Consider the following 18,855-nt stretch of genomic DNA (forward strand, 5'->3'; position numbering starts at 1 on the left):
CGTTCTGCGCCGACGGAGGACCCCTGATGAAGCACAGCCAGCCGGATCGCAACCTCGCTCTCGAGCTGGTCCGGGTGACCGAGGCAGCAGCAATGGCCGGGGGTCGGTGGGTCGGCCGCGGCGAGAAGAACAAGGCCGACGGCGCCGCCGTCGAGGCCATGCGCGCGATGATCTCGACCGTCAGCATGCGCGGCGTCGTCGTCATCGGCGAGGGCGAGAAGGACAACGCCCCGATGCTCTTCAACGGCGAGCAGGTCGGCGACGGCACCGGACCCGAGGTCGACGTCGCCGTCGACCCGATCGACGGTACGACGCTGACGGCCAAGGGCATGAACAACGCCGTCGCGGTCATGGCCGTCGCCAACCGAGGCGCGATGTACGACCCCTCCGCCGTGTTCTACATGGACAAGATCGCGACCGGCCCCGAGGCCGCCGACGTCGTCGACATCCGCCTGCCCGTCGCCGAGAACATCCGGCGCATCGCCAAGGCCAAGAAGGAGACGCCGGCCGACGTCACCGTCGTCATGCTCGACCGCCCGCGCCACGAGGGCCTCGCCGAGCAGATCCGCGAGACGGGCGCCCGCATCCGCTACATCGTCGACGGCGACGTCGCCGGCGCCGTCATGGCGGCCCGTCCGGACACCGGTGTCGACCTGCTCCTCGGCATCGGCGGCACGCCCGAGGGCATCATCGCCGCGTGCGCCATCAAGTGCACCGGCGGCGTCATCCAGGGCCGCCTCTGGCCCAAGGACGACGACGAGCGCCAGAAGGCCCTCGACGCCGGGCACGACCTCGACCGCGTCCTGTCGACCGACGACCTCGTCACGGGCGAGTGCTTCTTCGTCGCGACAGGCATCACCGACGGCGAGCTGCTCCGCGGCGTGCGCTACGGCGCGAAGTCGGCGCGCACCAACTCCCTCGTCATGCGTTCGCGCAGCGGCACGATCCGCACCATCGACAGCGAGCACCGCTTCGACCGTCCGGGCTGGTTCGGCAGCACCGACATGATCGAGCCCTGAGGAGGCCCGCGTGAGCAGCACCCGCACGCTCGTCGTCGGCGAGGCCCTCGTCGACGCCGTCACCACCCCGGCCGGGCTCACCGAGGAGCACGTCGGAGGCAGCCCCGCCAACGTCGCCTTCGGCCTGGCCGCTCTCGAGCACCCCGTCGACCTCGCCACGTGGATCGCGACCGACGAGCGTGGTCGCCGCATCGAGGAGGTATGCCGTGAGCGCGGCGTCGCGCTGACCGCGGGCTCCCAGGGTGCTCCCTTCACCTCCGTCGCCCACGCGACCCTCGACGAGAGCGGCGCCGCGTCGTACGTCTTCGACCTCGAGTGGCAGGTGGCCGCGGTCCCCGGCCTCACGGCATACGGCCACGTCCACACCGGCAGCATCGCGGCCGTCCTCGAGCCGGGCGGCACCCAGGTGCGCGCCATCCTGGCGGCGGCTCGCGAGCTCGGTGCGACGGTGTCCTACGACCCCAACGCCCGCCCGTCCCTCATGGGCCGCCCCGAGCAGGCCCGCGAGACGATCGAGAGCTCCATCGCCCTCGCCGACGTCGTCAAGCTGAGCGACGAGGACGTCGAGTGGCTCTGCCCCGGCGAGTCCCTCGACGCGGTGCTGCGCGCCTGGGGCGAGCTCGGGCCGGCCGTCGTCGTCGTCACGCGCGGTGGTGAGGGCGCCGTCGTGCGGATCACCCGCACGGGCGAGCAGCTGGCCCTGCCCGCGCCCCGCGTCGAGGTGGTCGACACCGTCGGCGCCGGCGACTCCTTCATGGCCGGTCTCGTCTCGGGCCTGCTCGACGCCGGCCTGCTCGGCGGACCCGAGGCGAGGACCCGCCTGCGCGCCTCCACCCTCGACGACGTCGTCCCTGCCGTGGAGCGCGCCCTGCGCGCCGGGGCCCTCACCGTGGAGCGGGCCGGCGCCTACGCGCCGACGCGAATCGCCCTCTCCTGAGGACAAATCGGACATTAGACAATCGGCCCCGGGGTCGGGCACCATTCTGCGCGAACCGCGGGTAGTTTTGGCCGGTGGTTCACCCTGACGCCCCGGTGCCGGGGCGTCCTCATGTGAGGAAACCTCGTGTCCAACCCCACCCCTCCACGTCGCCCCATGGGCCCCTACGAACAGAGCCTCCTCGAGAGCCGCGCCAACCGTAAGGCGCTCGAGGCCCGCATCGCCGCGGCCCGGCGCAACCGGATCATCGCGGCGGTGCTCGGCGTCGTCGTGCTCGCCGGCGCCGGTGTCGGTGGCGCCCTCTGGTGGAAGGGCCGCGAGGCGGCTCCCGTCGCCGCCCTCACCGCGACGCCGGGCAAGTCGTGCCCCGACCGCACCCCGGTCTCGCTGTGGGTCTCCGAGGCCGCCCAGCCGGCGGTGCTGGCGCTCGCCAAGGAGTACCAGGCCGATCCCGACTCCCCGTGCGTCGACTACGTCGTCAAGGGCAAGGCGCCCATCGAGGCCATGATCGGCCTCGGCCAGGGCCAGCCCGACCGGCCAGACGGCTGGATCCCCGACTCGCCGCGCTGGCTCGAGCGGGTCAACGCGACCGCCAAGCTCAACGCCAAGCCGTCGAGCCCCTTCGCCAAGAGCCCGCTCGTCATCGCCATGGACCCGGCCCAGGCCGCCAAGCTCGACGGCCAGCCCAAGTGGCTCGAGCTCGTCGCGTCCGACAGCCCGATCCGGATGAGCGACCCGCGCTCGACCACGGCCGGCATGCTGACGCTCGCCTCGGCCCTGCCGGAGCTGTCCAACGAGCAGGGACGCGTCGTCATCCCCAAGCTCGCCAAGGGCGCCGCCCCGTCGATCGACGACCTCTTCGGCGCCTACAACGCCGACCCCACGACCGCGTCGGCGTTCCCCGTGTCCGAGGCCGACCTCATCGACCACAACCGGCTCTACCCCGACCACAAGATGGTCTCGGTCACTCCGAGCGAGGGCACGCCGGCCTTCGAGTTCTCCCTCGTCAACGTCGCGACGGACCCGGTGCGCGACCAGGCGGTCGAGCTGCTCCGCGCCTACCTCATGACGCCGGCCGCCGCGAAGATCTTCGCCCAGTACGGCATCCGCTCGACGGGCGTCCCGGTCACGATGCCCACCCCGCAGGGCAGCGTGGGCGAGGTCAAGATCGGCCCGACCCCCGACGCCGCCGCCGTCACGGCGGCCACCAACGTGTGGCAGTCGGCGACGACCGACTTCTCGATCCTGTCCGTCTTCGACGTGTCGGGCTCGATGAAGGACAAGGTCGGCGACACCACCCGCGTGGCGATCACCCAGGAGGCCGCGGGCATCGCCCTCGCCGCCCTGCCCAAGACGACGAAGCTCGGCCTGTGGGTCTTCTCCATCGACCAGGGCGGCCCGGGCAAGGACTGGCGCGAGCTCGCCCCGATCGGCCGCCTCGACGACGACTCCCACCGGGCGCTCGTCGCGACGGCCGCCAGCACCCTCGCCAAGAACGTCGGCGGCGGCACCGGCCTCTACGACACGATCTGGGCGGCGTACCAGAAGGCGAAGCAGCAGTACGACCCCAACCGGGTCAACGCCGTCGTCATCCTCACCGACGGGCGCAACGACGACCCGCAGGGGATCTCGCTCGAGCAGCTCAAGGCCAACCTCCGGGCCGCGAGCGACCCGAACAAGCCGATCGCCGTCACGACCATCGGCATCGGCCCGGACGTCGACCCCAAGGCGCTGTCGCAGATCTCGAAGATGACCTACTCCGACTTCTACGCCGCGCCCTCCCCGGCCGACATGACGACGGTGCTCGCCCGGGCCCTGTTCGACCACGAGTGCAAGAACGGACGATGCGTCTGAGCCCTCCTGAGGTCACACCGACCACAGGTGTCACGCGAACGGCCCCCGGCGTCCCCGGGGGCCGTTCGCGTACCCGGCATCCGCCGGGCGTCGCTCGCCCCGCGGTTCGGGGTAGGTCACGAGCAGGTCACCACACTGGACCCACCTGCTACGACGCGGTAGGAATGAGGTACTTCACGTGACCGTGGTCACGTTGACCGGTGGGGATCGACGCACAACTCAACGACGAGGAGCGACCATGAGTGGATTTCCCAGACGGGCACTGCAGGCTGGCGGGGTGGTCGCCGCCGCGACCCTCGTCCTGGCCGGGTGCCTGCAGAACCCCAACGCCGGTGGGGGTGGGGCCGGCGGCGCCGGAGGCGCAGGTGGATTCATCGACGGGGGCTCGGCCGACGGCGACAAGGTGGTGACCATCCTCGGCGCCTTCGGTGGCGACGAGGAGAAGAACTTCAACGCCTCTCTCGCCGACTTCGAGAAGAGCAGCGGCATCAAGATCCAGTACGTGTCCGACCAGGACTTCACGACGACCATCAAGCAGAAGGTCAACTCGGGCGACGCTCCCGACATCGGCCTCTTCCCGCAGCCGGGTGGCATGCTCGAGTTCGCAGCGCAGAAGAAGGTCTGGCCGATCGACACCTACCTCGACTACGACAAGCTCCAGGGCACCCTGCTGCCGGGCTTCCTCGACGCCGGACGCTACAAGGGCCGCGTCTACGGGGCCCCGATGCGCAACGCGGTCAAGAGCATCGTGTGGTACCCCAAGGCCGCCTACGAGAAGGGCGGCTGGAACACCGCCCCGGAGACGATCCAGAAGCTGCAGACCGACGTGGCCGACAAGATCGCGGCGACCGGCATCACCCCGTGGTGCATCGGCTGGGGCTCCGACCAGGCCACCGGGTGGGTCGGCACCGACTGGGTGGAGGAGCTCATGCTGCGCATGTACGGCCCCGACGTCTACGACCAGTGGACCTCGCACCGGATCCCGTTCAACGACCCGCGCGTCGTCAAGGCGCTCGACGAGGCCGCCAAGTTCAACAAGGACCCCAAGATGGTCCTCGGCGGCACCAAGGGCGTGCTCAACACCCCCTTCGGCGACGCCATGACGCCGGCCTTCGCCAACCCGCCGCGGTGCATGCTGCACCGCCAGGGCAACTTCGCCACGACCTTCTACCCCAAGAACGTCCAGGCGGACCTCGACAACTCCGTCGGCATCTACGTCTTCCCGCGCTTCGAGGGCGGCTACAACGGTCAGGCCATCCTCGGCGGCGGCGACCTCGCAGCCCTCTTCAACGGCACCGACCCGGACGCCAAGAAGGTCATGGAGTTCCTCACCTCGGACAAGTTCGGCGGCCCCTGGGCCAAGGCCGGCGGCTGGCTCTCGCCGCACAAGACGTTCGACGTGAGCAACTACCCGAACGACACGACCCGCAAGATCGCCGACATCGCCAACAAGGCCAGCGTGCTGCGGTTCGACGGATCGGACCTCATGCCCAAGGCCGTCGGCTCTGGCACCTTCTGGAAAGAGATGATCAAGTGGGAGAGCGGCCAGAGCTCGCAGCAGACCGCTGACAACATCGAAGCCTCCTGGCCGAAGTCATGACCGCCGACACCAGCGCGGCAGCGCCACGCCAGAGACTGCGCGCCGGGGACGACCCGGACGCGCACCTGCGGACCAACCCGGCGAAGGTCGCCATCGGCATCGTCGGGATGGTCGTCGTCGTGTGGGGCCTGGCCAACCTCTTCCTCGCCTTCGGCTACTACCCCCAGTGGTTCGGCAACAAGTTCGTCATCGGCGTCCTCGCGATCGTCGGCGGCGTGGGCGGTGCAGCGCTGCTCTTCTACTTCCTCAACATGTTCGTCGAGGGCCTGCCGCGCCGGCTGTCCGAGGGCCTCATCCCGTACGCGTTCATCCTGCCGGGTCTCCTGCTCGTCGGGCTCATGCTCATCTACCCGACGTTCCAGACCATCAACTACTCGTTCGCCAACGCCGACAGCACCGCCTACGTGGGACTGCAGAACTACAAGACGATCTTCGGCAGCAGCGAGTTCTGGCAGTCCATCGTCAACAACATCCTGTGGCTGCTCATCGTGCCGGCGCTCGTCGTCGCGTTCGGGGTCATCGTCGCGGTGCTGGCCGACAAGCTGTCCGCGACTGGTGAGAAGGTCGCCAAGAGCCTGATCTTCCTGCCGATGGCGATCTCGGCCGTCGGCGCCTCGGCGATCTGGCTGCTCGTCTACGCCTACAACAACCCCGGGCAGGCCCAGACGGGCCTGCTCAACGCCATCTGGACGGGACTGGGCGGCGACCCGCAGACGTGGCTGGCCCTCGACACGGCCAAGCTCAACTCCATCCTGCTCATGGTGATCCTCATCTGGCTGCAGGCGGGGTTCGCCATGGTGCTTCTCTCCTCGGCGATCAAGGGCGTCCCGGAGGACACCATCGAGGCCGCGCGCATCGACGGGGCCGGCGAGCTCCAGATCTTCTGGCAGGTCGTCATCCCGCAGATCAAGGGCACCATCATCACGGTGTTCGTCACGGTCTTCATCACGGTTCTCAAGGTCTTCGACATCGTCTACGTCACGACCAACGGCGCCTACGGCACCAACGTCATCGCGAACCTCTTCTTCAACAAGCTTTTTGCGGCGAGCGAGGCCGGACAGGCGACGGCCATCGTCGTCGTCCTGCTCATCGCGGTGATCCCGCTCATCTGGTACCAGATCAAGCACTTCCGCGACGAGGAGGCAGGTCGATGAGCCGTTCCCTGATGAAGGACGGGCGGCCCCGCAGCCCCTTCTCGATCGTCACCATGACGATCCTGGTGATCCTCTGGACGATCCCGACCCTCGGGCTGCTCGTCACGTCCTTCCGCACCCGCGACGACGCTGCAGGCTCCGGTTGGTGGACGGCGCTGTTCAACCCCTTCGGGGCCTCGTGGACCACGAGCAACTACGCCGGCGCCTGGACGGGCTCCGACCTCAGCTCGGGCTTCATCAACAGCATCGTCGTCGCCATCCCGGCGACGGTCATCCCGATCATGTTCGCGGCGTTCGCCGCCTACGCGTTCACCTTCATGGAGTTCCCGTTCAAGGAGTTCTTCTTCCTGCTCATCATCGCCGTCATGGTGGTCCCCATCCAGGTGGCCTTCCAGCCGATGCTCAATGTCCTCGGCCCGCGCGGCCTCGGCATCAGCGGGCAGTACATCGCGGTCTGGCTGCTGCACACGGGCTTCGGCATGCCGCTGTGCATCTACGTGCTGCGCAACTACATGAGCACGCTGCCGCGCAGCGTCGTCGAGTCGGCCAAGATCGACGGGTGCAGCCACTTCCAGACCTTCTGGAGGCTCGTCGCCCCGATGTCGATCCCGGCGATCGCAGCCTTCGCGACGCTCCAGTTCCTCTGGGTCTGGAACGACCTGCTCATCGCCAAGCTCTTCCTCAAGAGCGAGAACACGACGGTCATCGTCAAGCTCCAGCAGCTGCTCGGCACGCAGGGTCAGGGCCAGGAGCTGCTCACGGCCGGCGCGTTCATCTCGATCATCATCCCGATGATCGTCTTCGTCACGCTGCAGCGCTTCATGATCCGCGGCATGACGTCCGGCGCCGTCAAGGGCTGACCCGCCGGTCCACGTGACGCACCTCGCGTCGGTCCCCTCCCAGCCGTTCACTAGGCTGGGAGGGGACTCTCGTATGCCGTGTGGCCGCGCGGCATACGCCCGTGCGGTGGGCACCCCGGCCCGCCGGTGATCGCAAGGAGCGTGTCGTGGCCGACTTCGCCTACGAGGACCTGCTGCCGATCGGCGCCGACGAGACGCCGTACCGGCTGCTGACGACCGAGGGCGTGCGTTCCGTCGAGGGCCCGCGAGGGCGCACCTTCCTCGAGGTCGACCCCGAGGCGCTGCGGCTGCTCACCGAGACCGCGATGCACGACATCGCGCACTACCTGCGGCCCGGCCACCTCCAGCAGCTGCGCAACATCCTCGAGGACGACGAGGCGAGCAACAACGACAAGTTCGTGGCCCTCGACCTGCTCAAGAACGCCAACATCGCCGCGGGCGGCGTGCTGCCGATGTGCCAGGACACCGGCACGGCGATCGTCATGGGCAAGCGGGGCCAGCACGTGCTGACCGAGGGCACCGACGAGCGCGCGATCAGCGAGGGCGTCCACGACGCGTACACCCGCCTCAACCTGCGCTACTCGCAGATGGCGCCGATCACGACGTGGGAGGAGAAGAACACCGGCTCCAACCTGCCGGCCCAGGTCGAGCTCTACGCCGACACCCTCCCCGGCCACGAGTCCCAGTACAAGTTCCTCTTCATGGCCAAGGGCGGCGGCTCGGCCAACAAGAGCTACCTCTACCAGGAGACCAAGGCCATCCTCAACGAGGACGCCATGATGCGCTTCCTCGACGAGAAGCTGCGCTCGCTCGGCACGGCCGCCTGCCCGCCCTACCACCTCGCCATCGTCATCGGCGGCACGAGCGCCGAGTTCGCCCTGAAGACAGCCAAGTACGCGTCGGCGAAGTACCTCGACTCGCTGCCCAAGTCCGGCTCGATGACGGCCCACGGCTTCAGGGACACGGCTCTCGAGGAGAAGGTCCTCGAGCTGACCCGGCAGTTCGGCATCGGCGCCCAGTTCGGCGGCAAGTACTTCTGCCACGACGTGCGCGTCGTCCGTCTCCCCCGCCACGGCGCGAGCCTGCCCGTCGCCATCGCCGTCTCGTGCTCCGCGGACCGGCAGGTGCTCGGCAAGATCACCGCCGACGGCGTCTTCATCGAGCAGCTCGAGACCGACCCGGCACGCTTCCTGCCCGACGCCGGCGCCGTCGACCTCGGCGACCACGAGGACGACGCCATCGGGGTGAGCTCGACGAGCCGCAACGTCGTCGTCAAGGTCGACCTCACGCAGCCGATGGACGACATCCTCGCCGAGCTGTCCAGGCACCCGGTCAAGACGCGCCTGTCCCTCACCGGCCCGCTGGTCGTCGCCCGCGACATCGCCCACGCGAAGATCAAGGAGCGCCTCGACGCCGGCGAGGAGATGCCGCAGTACCTCAAGGACCACCCCGTCTACTACGCCGGTCCGGCCAAGACGCCAGAGGGCATGCCGTCCGGCTCCTTCGGGCCGACGACCGCGGGACGCATGGACTCCTACGTCGACCAGTTCCAGGCCGCGGGCGGCTCCAAGGTCATGCTCGCCAAGGGCAACCGAAGCAAGCAGGTCACCGACGCGTGTGCGGCCCACGGCGGCTTCTACCTCGGGTCGATCGGCGGCCCGGCCGCCCGGCTCGCCCAGGACTGCATCCGGCACGTCGAGGTGCTCGAGTACGAAGAGCTCGGCATGGAGGCGGTGTGGAAGATCGACGTCGAGGACTTCCCGGCCTTCATCGTCGTCGACGACAAGGGCAACGACTTCTTCGCCGAGGTGAGCAAGCCGATGGCCTTCACGATCTCCAAGCGACCCGGACTCCAATGAACGAGAGGACACCAATGAGTGAGAACGTCACTGCAGCAAAGGGGTTCGACGACCTGCTCGAGGCCAACCGCGACTACGCCGACCGCTTCGACATGGCCGGCTTCGACGGCATCGCGCAGGCCGGCGTTGCCATCGTCACGTGCATGGACTCCCGCATCGACCCCCTCGGCCTCGTCGGCCTCAAGCCGGGCGACGCCAAGATCTTCCGCAACCCCGGCGGCCGCGTCGGCAGCGACGCCCTGGAGGCGCTCGTCCTCGCCACCCACCTGCTGAACGTGGACCGCATCCTCGTCGTGCCCCACACCCGCTGCGCCATGGCGTCCAACTCCGAGGCCGAGCTGCGCGAGCGCGTCGGTGCCAGCGCCGGCAAGGACGCGTCGTGGATCACGTTCCACGCCATCGCCGACCAGGAGCGCGCACTGCGTGAGGACCTCGCGAGGGTGCGCACGCACCCGCTCATCGCGGAGGGCGTCGAGGTCGCCGGCTTCATCTACGACGTCGACACGGGCCTGCTGCGCCGGGTCGACTGACCCACCCCGCTTCCACCGCCGAACGCCGCGTTCGGTGCCGAACTCACTGTTGCGACAGCGCGTTCGGCACCGAACGCGGCGTTCGGTCTGTCAGGCGGGGAGGGGCGCGACGTCGCGCGTCGTCCAGACGTGGTGCGCGACCGCGGCCGAGAGCACGAAGCCGATGGTCAGCACCGTCAGGCCCACGGGCAGCGCCAGCGCCGCGACCCCGAGCAGGACCAGGCCGACGGCGACACCCACCCTGGTCTCGGCCGCCGCCGCCCCCGCCATCGCGTGCATGGCGGTCAGGCACCACACGTAGACCGCCACGGCGCCGGCGAGCGCCAGCCCGATGACGCGAGCCGTCGCGTGCGCCTCGCCCTGGACCTGGTCGACGGCGGCGGCGAGCCCTGCTCCGGTGGCGGCCACCGAGGCGAAGACGAGGTAGTGCCCGTAGCCGGTGAGGAAGGTGCTCGCGATCTCGCCCTCGAAGAGGGGTGCGTGGTCGCGCTTGAAGTAGAGCCACCACATCGAGAAGACGATGAGCAGTCCGCCGACCACGAGGGCGAGCAGCCCCGGTTCGGCGCCCCGGACCAGGGCGCCCTGGACCGCCTGCACCGAGGCGAGGATGACCTCCCCGAGCACGATGATGGTCAGCAGCGCGTAGCGCTCGGCGATGTGGTGCGGGTGGAACGGGGTGATCCCGTGCCGTTCGGCCACGACCGGCACGAGCAGCTCGAGCACGACGAGAGCGAAGAACGACGCGCGGAGCCCCGTCTCGCCCTCGAGCAGCAGCCGCGCGATCCAGAGCACCTGCACGACCGAGATGCCGGCCGCGTAGGTCAGGGCGGTGCGCCGGCCCTCCGGATGACTGCCCGCAGCCCGCAGCCACATGGCCACCATCGCGAACCGCATGACCGCGTAGCCGGCCACGACGAGCCCGGACTGGCCGCTGGTGAACAGGTCCGGGATGCCGGCGGCGAGCATGAGCGATCCGGCCATGATGGTGAAGGTGAGCAGCCGGTAGGCCACGTCGTCGCAGTCGTAGGACGAGGCGAACCACGTGTAGTTCATCCAGGCCCACCAGATCGCGAAGAAGACCATGACGAAGCCCACGAGGTCGCCCAGGTGCCCTTCGGCCAGGCCGTGGTGCCACTGGGCGGCGGCGCTGGCGATGGCGACGACGAAGACGAGGTCGAAGAACAGCTCGAGCGGTGTCGCCACCCGGTGCTGCTCGTGCGGGTCGCGGGGCTGCATCCGGCGCGTCAGGGGCACGACGTTGACGTGGCTCACGCCACGAGTCTGCCAGCAGCCCCGAGGGGCGGCTCCCCGCCGACGGGTCGGGACGGGCCGGTCAGGACGGCCGGGTCAGAGCGAGAGCTCGGCCTTGACGACGCCGACGAGGCGGTCGGCCACGGCGGCGGCCTGCTCGCGGTCGGCGGCCTCGACCATGACGCGCACGACAGGCTCGGTGCCGGACTTGCGCAGGAGCACCCGGCCGGTCTCGCCGAGCTCGCCCTCGGCCGCGCGCACGGCGTCGGCGACGGCCGCGTTGGCGTCGAGCGCCGACTTGTCGACGTCCTTGACGTTGACGAGCACCTGCGGGAAGTGGGTCATGATGCCGGCGAGGTCGGCGAGGGTGCGCCCGGTGGCCGCGACCCGCGAGGCCAGCATGAGCCCGGTGAGCGTGCCGTCGCCGGTCGTGCCGTGGTCGAGCATGACGACGTGGCCGGACTGCTCACCGCCGAGCGAGAAGCCACCGTGCTTCATGCCCTCGAGGACGTAACGGTCGCCGACGGCGGTCTGGAGCACCGTGATGCCGGCGCCACCCAGGGCCTGGATCATGCCGAGGTTGGACATCACGGTGGCAACCAGGGTGTCGCCGCGCAGCACGCCCTGCTCCTTCATGGCGAGCGCGAGGATCGCCATGATCTGGTCACCGTCGACCTCGTTGCCGGCGGCGTCGACGGCGAGGCACCGGTCGGCGTCGCCGTCGAGGGCGATGCCGAAGTCGGCTCCGGCCGCCACGACGGCCTCCTCGAGGTGCTCGGTGTGCGTCGAGCCGTAGCCGTCGTTGATGTTGAGGCCGTCGGGAGCGCCGCCGATGACGGTGACCTGGGCTCCCGCCTCGCGGAAGGCACGGGGGGCGACCTCGGAGGCGGCCCCGTGGGCGGCGTCGATGACCACGTGAAGGCCCTCGAGCCGGTGCGGGAGCGTGGCCAGCAGGTGGGCGACGTAACGGTCGGCCCCGTCGGCGAGCTGCGTGATGCGGCCGACGTCTCCCCCGGTGGGTCGCTGCCAGTGGTCACGCAGGCGCGCCTCGATGCGGTCCTCGAGCTCGTCGGCCAGCTTGTGGCCGCCGCGGGCGAAGAACTTGATGCCGTTGTCGGGCATGGGGTTGTGCGACGCCGAGAGCATGGCACCGAGATCGGCGTCCTGCTCGGCCACGAGGTAGGCGATGGCAGGGGTGGGCAGCACCCCGGCGTCGCGCACGTCGACACCGGCCGACGCGAGGCCCGCCACGGTCGCCGCAGCGAGGAACTCCCCCGAGGCCCGTGGGTCGCGACCGACGACCGCCACGGGGCGGTGGCCGTTGAAGGCGCCCACCTCCGCGAGGACGTGGGCCGCAGCCACGGAGAGGTCGAGCGCGAGCTCGGCGGTGATGTCCTTGTTCGCCACACCACGGACGCCGTCCGTGCCGAAGAGTCGAGCCACGCGTGTTTCTGCCTTCCGGAGGGGTGCGACCGACGGTGCCTGGCCACAGATGTGCTCGCACGACGATACCGCCCCCACGGCGAACGGCCATTCGGCCGCACCGCAGCGGACAGAGGCCACAGAACGGGAGAAACCGCAACTCGGAACTGGCAGGCAACTGGCAGGCGGCACCCACCCACTTCCCAGTCGCCCGCCACCACGATGTGCCCATCCCGGCACCCGACCCAGGGAGCAGCCGGACCCGCCCAGAGAGGAACCCCATGAGCACCCGACGTTCACGGCGGATGGCCACCGCCACCGCCATGGCCGCCACGCTCCTGACCGTGGCCACGGCGTTCGCCGCCTCGGCCGCTGCCCCGGTTGCGTCTGCACCGTCCGCCTCCGCCGCGAGCGACGGCGGCGTCACCAACCCGTACTCGCCGGCCTATGGTCACCCCTACCGCCACGGCGCCGTGCCGACGCGGGAGCTCAACACCCAGATGCACCGGTGGGAGGCCCAGACCAAGGGCGCCAAGCCCACGGCGTCCAAGACGCTCTCCTACGGCGGTGGCATCGACGGCATCGGCGTGACGAGCGGTGGCGCCGAGAAGGTCTACCTCGTCTTCTACGGCAGTCAGTGGGGCACGCAGGGCACCGACTCCGGGGGCAACCTCACCTTCACCGGCGACCCCAAGTCCGGGGCACCCGTCGTGCAGAAGCTCTTCAAGGGCCTCGGCACCGGCGGCGAGGCCTGGTCCGGCGTCATGACGCAGTACTGCGACGGCTCGCTCGTCCCCAAGGGCGCGACCTCGTGCCCGGCCGGCGCCGCGCACGTGCAGTACCCGACCAACGGCGCGCTCGCCGGCGTCTGGTACGACCCGTCCGTCGCGTCGCCGACCAACGCGACGGCCAAGCAGCTCGGTGACGAGGCCGTCCGCGCCGCAGCGCACTTCGGCAACACGAGCGCCGCGAGCAACCGGGACACGCAGTACGTCGTGCTGTCTCCCACCGGCATGCACCCTGACGGCTTCAACACCGCAAGCGGCACCTTCTGCGCCTGGCACGACTACAACGGCGACCCCTACGTCGGCTCGACGAGCGCCTACGGCGACATCGCCTTCACCAACATGCCCTACGTCATGGACATGGGCACGAGCTGCGGGCAGAACTTCGTCAACGCCGGGTCGGCGGGCACCGACGACGGCTACTCGATGGTCGAGGGCCACGAGTACGCCGAGACGATCACCGACCAGAACCCGGCTGGCGGCTGGACCAACACGACCTCGCGCACCTACTCGGGCCAGGAGAACGCCGACGAGTGCGCCTGGATCTCCCCCGGCAGCGCGGGTGGCGCGGGCAACGTCTCTACCGGCGCCGGCAGCTTCGCGATGCAGGCCACGTGGTCCAACGACACCAACCGCTGCGACCTCAGCCACGCCACGGTGAGCTGACCCACCCGACCTGGGCACACGGCATACGCCGTCCGGGAACGACGAAGGCCCCCGAGCAGTGCTCGGGGGCCTTCGTGCACACCAGCTGGGCAGCCAGGTCAGCGCTTGCTGTACTGGGGAGCCTTGCGGGCCTTCTTGAGACCGGCCTTCTTGCGCTCCGGGACGCGCGGGTCGCGCGTGAGGAAGCCGGCCTTCTTGAGGGCGGGACGGTTCAGCTCCTCGTCCACACCGTTGAGCGAGCGGGCGACGCCGAGGCGCACCGCGCCGGCCTGGCCGGAGGGGCCACCGCCGTGCACGCGGACGAGCACGTCGTAGGAGCCGTCGAGCTCGAGGAGCGTCAGCGGCTCCTTGACGATCTGCTGGTGGACCTTGTTGGGGAAGTAGGCGTCGAGCGTGCGGCCGTTGATCTTCCACTCGCCGGTGCCGGGGACGATGCGCACGCGGGCGATGGCCTGCTTGCGACGACCGGTCGCAGCGCCGGGGGTCGAGACCTGGCGCGCACGCTTCGGCTCGCCGAGGGCGGAGTCGGACGAGGACTCGCTGGTGTACTCGGTCAGCTCGGGCTCGTCGGTGTCGAGGACTTCCTCGTTCACGATGTCAGTCACGTGTCTTGTCGCTTTCTACGCAGCAGCCGGGGGGCTTACTGCGCAACCTGGGTGATCTCGAAGGGGACGGGCTGCTGGGCCGAGTGCGGGTGCTCGGCACCGCGGTAGACCTTGAGCTTGGAGAGCTGCTGGCGGGCCAGCGAGTTCTTCGGCAGCATGCCGCGGATGGCCTTCTCGACGGCCTTCTCGGGGCTCTTGGCGAGCAGCTCGGTGTAGGAGGTCGAGCGCAGACCGCCCGGGAAGCCCGAGTGGCGGTAGGCCTTCTTCTGCTCGAGCTTGGCACCGGTGAGGGCGACCTTCTCGGCGTTGATGATGATGACGAAGTCACCGGTGTCGACGTGCGGCGCGAACTGCGGCTTGTGCTTGCCCCGGAGCAGGACAGCGGCCTGGCTCGCGAGACGGCCGAGCACGACGTCGGTCGCGTCGATGACGTGCCACGTGCGAGTGACCTCGCCGGGCTTCGGGGTGTACGTACGCAATGGAGTCTGCCTTCGCTCAATGAAAAATGGTGGAGCAGTGAATGCCGCTGGGCTCGGTCCGCGTCGCCCGCCTCCGTGAGGAGGGGCCCCGTGAGGGGCTCGATGGGTTCGCCTGACGGCCCGGTGCACAACTTCACCAATGTTACGGGCTCGGGCTGCTGCACCCAAATCACGTCACCCGGACCAGAAAAGCGGTCCTGACCTGCGGTGATGCGCCGCCCATCCTGTCATGCAAAGTTCTTGTGCAAACAAACTGTGCACAGGTATTGTGCACATTATGGCTGCACAGGACGCCCAGAACCCCACCACTCCGGCCCCGGCGAGCGCCACCGCCGACGCCGAGAACGTCTGGCTCACCCCCCAGAGCCTGCGCGTGCTGGCCCACCCGCTGCGCTCGCGCCTGCTCGGGGCCCTGCGGCGGCACGGGCCCTCGACGGCGACCGACCTCGCCACCCTCCTCGGCACCAACTCCGGGGCCACGAGCTACCACCTGCGCAAGCTCGAGTCGGTGGGGCTCGTCCACGACACCGAGGAGGGCGAGGGCAAGCGCCGGCTCTGGAGCGCGAGCTCGGAGTACCACTCGTGGCACCCCAGCGACTTCGAGGGTGACGAGGACTCCGAGACGGCCCTCAACTGGCTGACCCGCGACTACGCCCGGCACTTCAGCGAGCAGTACGACCGGTGGCTCGACGTGTCGACGACGTGGCCGACCGCCTGGCAGGACGCGTGCGGCTCGAGCGACGCCTCGGTCCTCGTCACCGCCGAGTCGCTCGAGGCGATGCGCGAGGAGATGTGGGACCTCATCGAGCGCTACCGCCGGGTCGGGCAGGGCAACCCCCAGGCTCGCCGCATCGCGGTCTACGCCTTCGCCTACCCGCTCGACCTCGACCGCCCGCCGGCCGACACCTCGAGGGACTCGTCGCGATGAGCGCGCGGACGTCATCGGCCGTGCTGTCGCCCGTGGCGGCTCGGCGCGTGTTCCTGGCGCTCACCTTCACCCGGTGGTTCCCGGTCGGGCTCGTGGTCGGGCTGCTCACCCTGTGGCAGCTCGAGCGCGGCCTGTCCGTCGCCCAGGCGATGACGATCTCGTCGGCCGCCGGGCTCACGATCTTCGTCCTCGAGCTGCCGACGAGCGGTTTCGCCGACGCGTTCGGTCGCCGGCCGGTCTTCGTCGTCTCGGCCGTCGTCAACGTGCTGGGCAGCGCCGTGCTGTTGCTGGCGCACTCGTTCTGGGCCTTCCTCGCGTCGGCCGTGCTCATGGGGATCTTCCGCGCGCTCGACTCCGGCCCGCTCGAGGCGTGGTTCGTCGACACCGTCCACACGAGCGCACCGGGCGCCGACGTGGACGGCGCCCTGGCCGCCCAGGGGACCGTGCTCGGCGGCGGCATCGCCGCCGGCGCCCTCGTCTCCGGTGGTCTCGTCTGGTGGCACCCCTTCACCGGCGCCTCCGCCCTCGCGCTGCCGGTCGCCGTCTTCGTGGCCCTCAACGCCGTGCACCTCGTCGCCGTCCTCGTGCTGCTGCGCGAGCCGCGCTCCGCCGAGCACCTGGACACCTCTGGCGCCCGGCGGGCGCTGGCCTCTGCCAAGGAGTCCCCCACCGTCGTCCGAGAAGGCCTCGGCATGCTGCGGGCGAACCCCGTGCTGCGCGGCATCGTCACCGTCGAGCTCTTCTGGTCGGTCGCGATGATCGTCTTCGAGACGTTCCAGCCGGTCCGCCTCGCCGAGCTCGTCGGCGGTGAGGAGCGCGCCGGCGCCATCATGGGCCCGGTCGCAGCAGCGGGCTGGGCGGTCTTCGCCGTCGGCGCCGCCCTCGGCGGCTGGGCGAGCCGGCGCATCGGCGTGGCCCGGACCGCGATCCTCGCGCGCATCCTCAACGGCCTCGGCGCCGTCGTCATGGGCCTCGTGGCTGGGCCGGCCGCCCTCATCGCCGCCTACGGCGTGACCTACCTGCTGCACGGCTCGGCCGGCCCCATGCACTCGGCCCTGCTGCACCGCGAGGCGCAGGCCCGCAACCGCGCCACCGTGCTGTCGATGAACTCGATGGTGGCGTCCGTCGCGTTCGGGATCGCCGCTCCCCTGCTGGGACTGCTCGCCGAGCACACCTCGACCCAGCTGGCGATGGTGTCGGCCGGCGCCTTCAGCATCGTCGGCGCGTGGTTCTACCGGGCCGCCCGGCGCGCCGAGGTGCAGCGCGACGCCGCGGCCTCGGCCCCGCTGGGTGAGCGCCCCGTCCCCGTCGAGTGAGCGCCCCGTCCGCGGTGCGTGGCGCGGAGCGCTCACTCGAGTGGCCGCATCACCCCACCTTCCCCACGCCCGTGGTGCGCAGCGCTCGCTCGAGCGGGTGGTCAGCCCTCGGGAGTGGTGATCTCGTCGAGGGCGGCGAGGTCGGAGATGCTGGGCTGCCACAGGCCCGCCTGCACGTTGTCGAGCACCTGCTCGGGCTTGGTCGCGCCGGCGATGACCGAGGCCACGGCCGGCTGGGCCGCGAGCCCGCCGATGGCGACGTCGATGAGGCGCAGACCCCGCTCCGCGGCATACCCCTCGAGTCGTTCGATCGTGTCCCAGTCCGCCGTGTCGAGGCGGTCGGCCATCGAGGCGAGACGGGTGCCCTGGGGCGCCTCCTCGCCCCGGCGGTACTTGCCCGTCAGCAGACCCGACGCGAGGGGGAAGAACGGCAGCAGGCCGACGCCCACGTGCTCACAGGCGGGAACGAGCTCGTCCTCGACGTCGCGCTCGAGGAGGGAGTACTCGTTCTGCGCCGAGACGAAGCGCTCGGTGCCGGCGGCGCGAGCGGTCCAGTCGGCGTCGACGACCTGCCAGCCGGTGAGGTTGCTGCTGCCGATGTAGCGCACCTTGCCCTCGCGGACGAGCTCGTCGAGCGCAGCGAGGGTCTCGCCGATCGGCGTGTGCGGGTCGGGCCGGTGCAGCTGGTAGAGGTCGATCCAGTCGGTGCCGAGGCGACGCAGGCTCGCCTCGACCGCGGTCCGCACGTAGCGCCGCGAGCCCCGCACGCCCCAGTCGGGCCCGTTGACCCCCTGCATGTCCATGCCGAACTTCGTTGCCACCACGACCTGCTCGCGCCGGTTGCCGAGGGCTGCACCGAGCAGCTCCTCGCTCGCACCGAGGCCGTAGATGTCGGCCGTGTCGAAGAGCGTCACGCCCGCGTCGATGGCGGCGTTCACGACCGCGGTCGTGCCCTCCTGGTCCAGGCGTCGCCCGAAGTTGTTGCAGCCGAGGCCGACCGTCGAGACGGTCAGACCGCTGTCGCCGAGCTGTCGGTAGGTCATGTCGTTCGTCGCACGTGTCGTCACCCGACCAACGTATGCCGCGTGGCGGGCTCGCGACAGGTCGGCCCGGTGGGCGTCGGGGACGTCAGCAGGCGGGGCCGCAGCCCTGCGGCGTGGTGAGCCGGCGGACCAGGGCGAAACCTGCGAGCACGAGGGCCAACGAGGCCGTGCCACCGTCTCGGGCCGACGTCAGCGCGACGCCCGCGCCTGCGACGGTGGCCGCCACGTCGACCACCGCGCACGACCCACGGAGCCGCGCGAGCAGACCCTCCCCGGATGACGGGACGAAGCTCGATGTGGCTGCAGCAGCGGCGGCCAGGGCTGCGAGCACGAGGAAGGACCACAGCGGCGCCGTCGTGAACGCCCACCCCTGCGTCACGGTGGCCAGCAGCACGAGGGCAGCGAGCAGGACACCGAAGGCCACCCGGCGGCGCACGGGCCAGCGCTCCGCCGTGGTCGTCGGCGTGGTTGCCGCGCTTCGTGTCGCCATACCCCTAAGGGTATAGCAGACGCCCTCGGAGCCGGGAGTCCGGGCGCCGAGGGCGTC

17 protein-coding genes are annotated in these 18,855 nt (G+C 70.3%); 11 read left to right on the forward strand and 6 right to left on the reverse strand.

Annotated elements, in window-relative coordinates; translation table 11 throughout:
• The first annotated feature begins 26 nt into the window (after nucleotides 1-26).
• The 8 genes from glpX (at nucleotide 27) to IEY30_RS09095 (ending at nucleotide 9,813) form a co-directional block, all read left to right on the forward strand.
• The gene (gene glpX, locus IEY30_RS09060; RefSeq protein ID WP_030194339.1) at nucleotides 27-1,019 is read left to right on the forward strand and encodes a class II fructose-bisphosphatase; all 993 of its coding nucleotides are present in this window, start codon (nucleotides 27-29) and stop codon (nucleotides 1,017-1,019) included.
• Nucleotides 1,020-1,029: 10 nt separating this feature from the next.
• The gene (locus IEY30_RS09065; protein WP_030194336.1) at nucleotides 1,030-1,956 is read left to right on the forward strand and encodes a carbohydrate kinase family protein; all 927 of its coding nucleotides are present in this window, start codon (nucleotides 1,030-1,032) and stop codon (nucleotides 1,954-1,956) included.
• A gap of 126 nt (nucleotides 1,957-2,082) precedes the next feature.
• Nucleotides 2,083-3,810, forward strand: a complete 1,728-nt coding sequence (locus tag IEY30_RS09070) for a substrate-binding and VWA domain-containing protein (RefSeq protein ID WP_030194333.1) — start codon at nucleotides 2,083-2,085, stop codon at nucleotides 3,808-3,810.
• A 238-nt stretch (nucleotides 3,811-4,048) separates the two neighbouring features.
• Complete coding sequence (locus IEY30_RS09075) at nucleotides 4,049-5,410, forward strand: ABC transporter substrate-binding protein (RefSeq protein ID WP_030194331.1); 1,362 nt, start codon at nucleotides 4,049-4,051, stop codon at nucleotides 5,408-5,410.
• A complete protein-coding gene (locus IEY30_RS09080; RefSeq protein WP_229674917.1) occupies nucleotides 5,407-6,564 on the forward strand; it encodes a carbohydrate ABC transporter permease in 1,158 nt (385 codons plus the stop codon). Before IEY30_RS09075 ends, IEY30_RS09080 begins: the two co-directional genes overlap by 4 nt.
• Nucleotides 6,561-7,424: a carbohydrate ABC transporter permease gene (locus IEY30_RS09085; protein WP_229674918.1), complete on the forward strand. Its 864-nt coding sequence runs from the start codon at nucleotides 6,561-6,563 to the stop codon at nucleotides 7,422-7,424. Before IEY30_RS09080 ends, IEY30_RS09085 begins: the two co-directional genes overlap by 4 nt.
• A 146-nt stretch (nucleotides 7,425-7,570) precedes the next feature.
• A complete protein-coding gene (locus tag IEY30_RS09090; protein ID WP_030194324.1) occupies nucleotides 7,571-9,283 on the forward strand; it encodes a fumarate hydratase in 1,713 nt (570 codons plus the stop codon).
• Nucleotides 9,284-9,297: 14 nt separating this feature from the next.
• A complete protein-coding gene (locus IEY30_RS09095) occupies nucleotides 9,298-9,813 on the forward strand; it encodes a beta-class carbonic anhydrase (protein WP_030194322.1) in 516 nt (171 codons plus the stop codon).
• Nucleotides 9,814-9,903: 90 nt separating this feature from the next.
• On the opposite strand, the gene IEY30_RS09100 is transcribed toward IEY30_RS09095, so the two are convergent.
• Both IEY30_RS09100 and glmM read right to left on the reverse strand, forming a co-directional pair.
• Nucleotides 9,904-11,085, reverse strand: coding sequence for a low temperature requirement protein A (locus IEY30_RS09100; protein WP_229674919.1), 1,182 nt, complete (start codon nucleotides 11,083-11,085; stop codon nucleotides 9,904-9,906).
• A 75-nt stretch (nucleotides 11,086-11,160) separates the two neighbouring features.
• Complete coding sequence (glmM, locus tag IEY30_RS09105; protein ID WP_030194316.1) at nucleotides 11,161-12,507, reverse strand: phosphoglucosamine mutase; 1,347 nt, start codon at nucleotides 12,505-12,507, stop codon at nucleotides 11,161-11,163.
• Between the two features lie 260 nt (nucleotides 12,508-12,767).
• Here glmM and IEY30_RS09110 point away from each other — a divergent pair, with 260 nt between their 5' ends.
• On the forward strand, nucleotides 12,768-13,937 hold the full coding sequence (locus IEY30_RS09110) for a hypothetical protein (RefSeq protein ID WP_229674920.1): 1,170 nt from the start codon (nucleotides 12,768-12,770) through the stop codon (nucleotides 13,935-13,937).
• Between the two features lie 98 nt (nucleotides 13,938-14,035).
• Here the strand turns inward: IEY30_RS09110 and rpsI are convergent, their stop codons facing one another.
• On the reverse strand, nucleotides 14,036-14,542 hold the full coding sequence (gene rpsI, locus IEY30_RS09115) for a 30S ribosomal protein S9 (protein ID WP_030194309.1): 507 nt from the start codon (nucleotides 14,540-14,542) through the stop codon (nucleotides 14,036-14,038).
• Between the two features lie 35 nt (nucleotides 14,543-14,577).
• A complete protein-coding gene (gene rplM / locus IEY30_RS09120; protein ID WP_030194306.1) occupies nucleotides 14,578-15,021 on the reverse strand; it encodes a 50S ribosomal protein L13 in 444 nt (147 codons plus the stop codon).
• 277 nt (nucleotides 15,022-15,298) lie between these two features.
• Between rplM and IEY30_RS09125 the strand changes: the two genes are divergently transcribed.
• Both IEY30_RS09125 and IEY30_RS09130 read left to right on the forward strand, forming a co-directional pair.
• Nucleotides 15,299-15,949 carry a winged helix-turn-helix domain-containing protein gene (locus IEY30_RS09125; RefSeq protein ID WP_030194304.1) on the forward strand — a complete coding sequence of 217 codons (651 nt, stop codon included), beginning with the start codon at nucleotides 15,299-15,301 and terminating at the stop codon, nucleotides 15,947-15,949.
• Entirely contained in the window at nucleotides 15,946-17,265 is a 1,320-nt protein-coding gene (locus IEY30_RS09130; protein WP_030194300.1) for an MFS transporter, read from the forward strand. Before IEY30_RS09125 ends, IEY30_RS09130 begins: the two co-directional genes overlap by 4 nt.
• A 101-nt stretch (nucleotides 17,266-17,366) precedes the next feature.
• Here IEY30_RS09130 and IEY30_RS09135 read toward each other — a convergent pair whose 3' ends face one another.
• On the reverse strand, nucleotides 17,367-18,308 hold the full coding sequence (locus IEY30_RS09135; RefSeq protein ID WP_030194296.1) for an aldo/keto reductase: 942 nt from the start codon (nucleotides 18,306-18,308) through the stop codon (nucleotides 17,367-17,369).
• An 85-nt stretch (nucleotides 18,309-18,393) separates the two neighbouring features.
• Nucleotides 18,394-18,798: a hypothetical protein gene (locus IEY30_RS09140; protein WP_156035110.1), complete on the reverse strand. Its 405-nt coding sequence runs from the start codon at nucleotides 18,796-18,798 to the stop codon at nucleotides 18,394-18,396.
• Nucleotides 18,799-18,855 lie beyond the last annotated feature (57 nt).

Origin of the sequence: Terrabacter tumescens, from assembly GCF_014646815.1 — a bacterium.
In the GTDB taxonomy this organism is placed as follows: Bacteria; Actinomycetota; Actinomycetes; order Actinomycetales; family Dermatophilaceae; genus Terrabacter; species Terrabacter tumescens.

Coding starts and splice junctions, on each gene's coding strand:
- glpX (WP_030194339.1), top strand. CDS start 27: ATGAAGCACAGCCAGCCGGATCGCAACCTCGCTCTCGAGCTGGTCCGG.
- IEY30_RS09075 (WP_030194331.1), top strand. CDS start 4,049: ATGAGTGGATTTCCCAGACGGGCACTGCAGGCTGGCGGGGTGGTCGCC.
- IEY30_RS09080 (WP_229674917.1), top strand. CDS start 5,407: ATGACCGCCGACACCAGCGCGGCAGCGCCACGCCAGAGACTGCGCGCC.
- IEY30_RS09085 (WP_229674918.1), top strand. CDS start 6,561: ATGAGCCGTTCCCTGATGAAGGACGGGCGGCCCCGCAGCCCCTTCTCG.
- IEY30_RS09095 (WP_030194322.1), top strand. CDS start 9,298: ATGAGTGAGAACGTCACTGCAGCAAAGGGGTTCGACGACCTGCTCGAG.
- IEY30_RS09110 (WP_229674920.1), top strand. CDS start 12,768: ATGAGCACCCGACGTTCACGGCGGATGGCCACCGCCACCGCCATGGCC.
- IEY30_RS09125 (WP_030194304.1), top strand. CDS start 15,299: ATGGCTGCACAGGACGCCCAGAACCCCACCACTCCGGCCCCGGCGAGC.
- IEY30_RS09130 (WP_030194300.1), top strand. CDS start 15,946: ATGAGCGCGCGGACGTCATCGGCCGTGCTGTCGCCCGTGGCGGCTCGG.
- IEY30_RS09135 (WP_030194296.1), bottom strand. CDS start 18,308: ATGACCTACCGACAGCTCGGCGACAGCGGTCTGACCGTCTCGACGGTC.
- IEY30_RS09140 (WP_156035110.1), bottom strand. CDS start 18,798: ATGGCGACACGAAGCGCGGCAACCACGCCGACGACCACGGCGGAGCGC.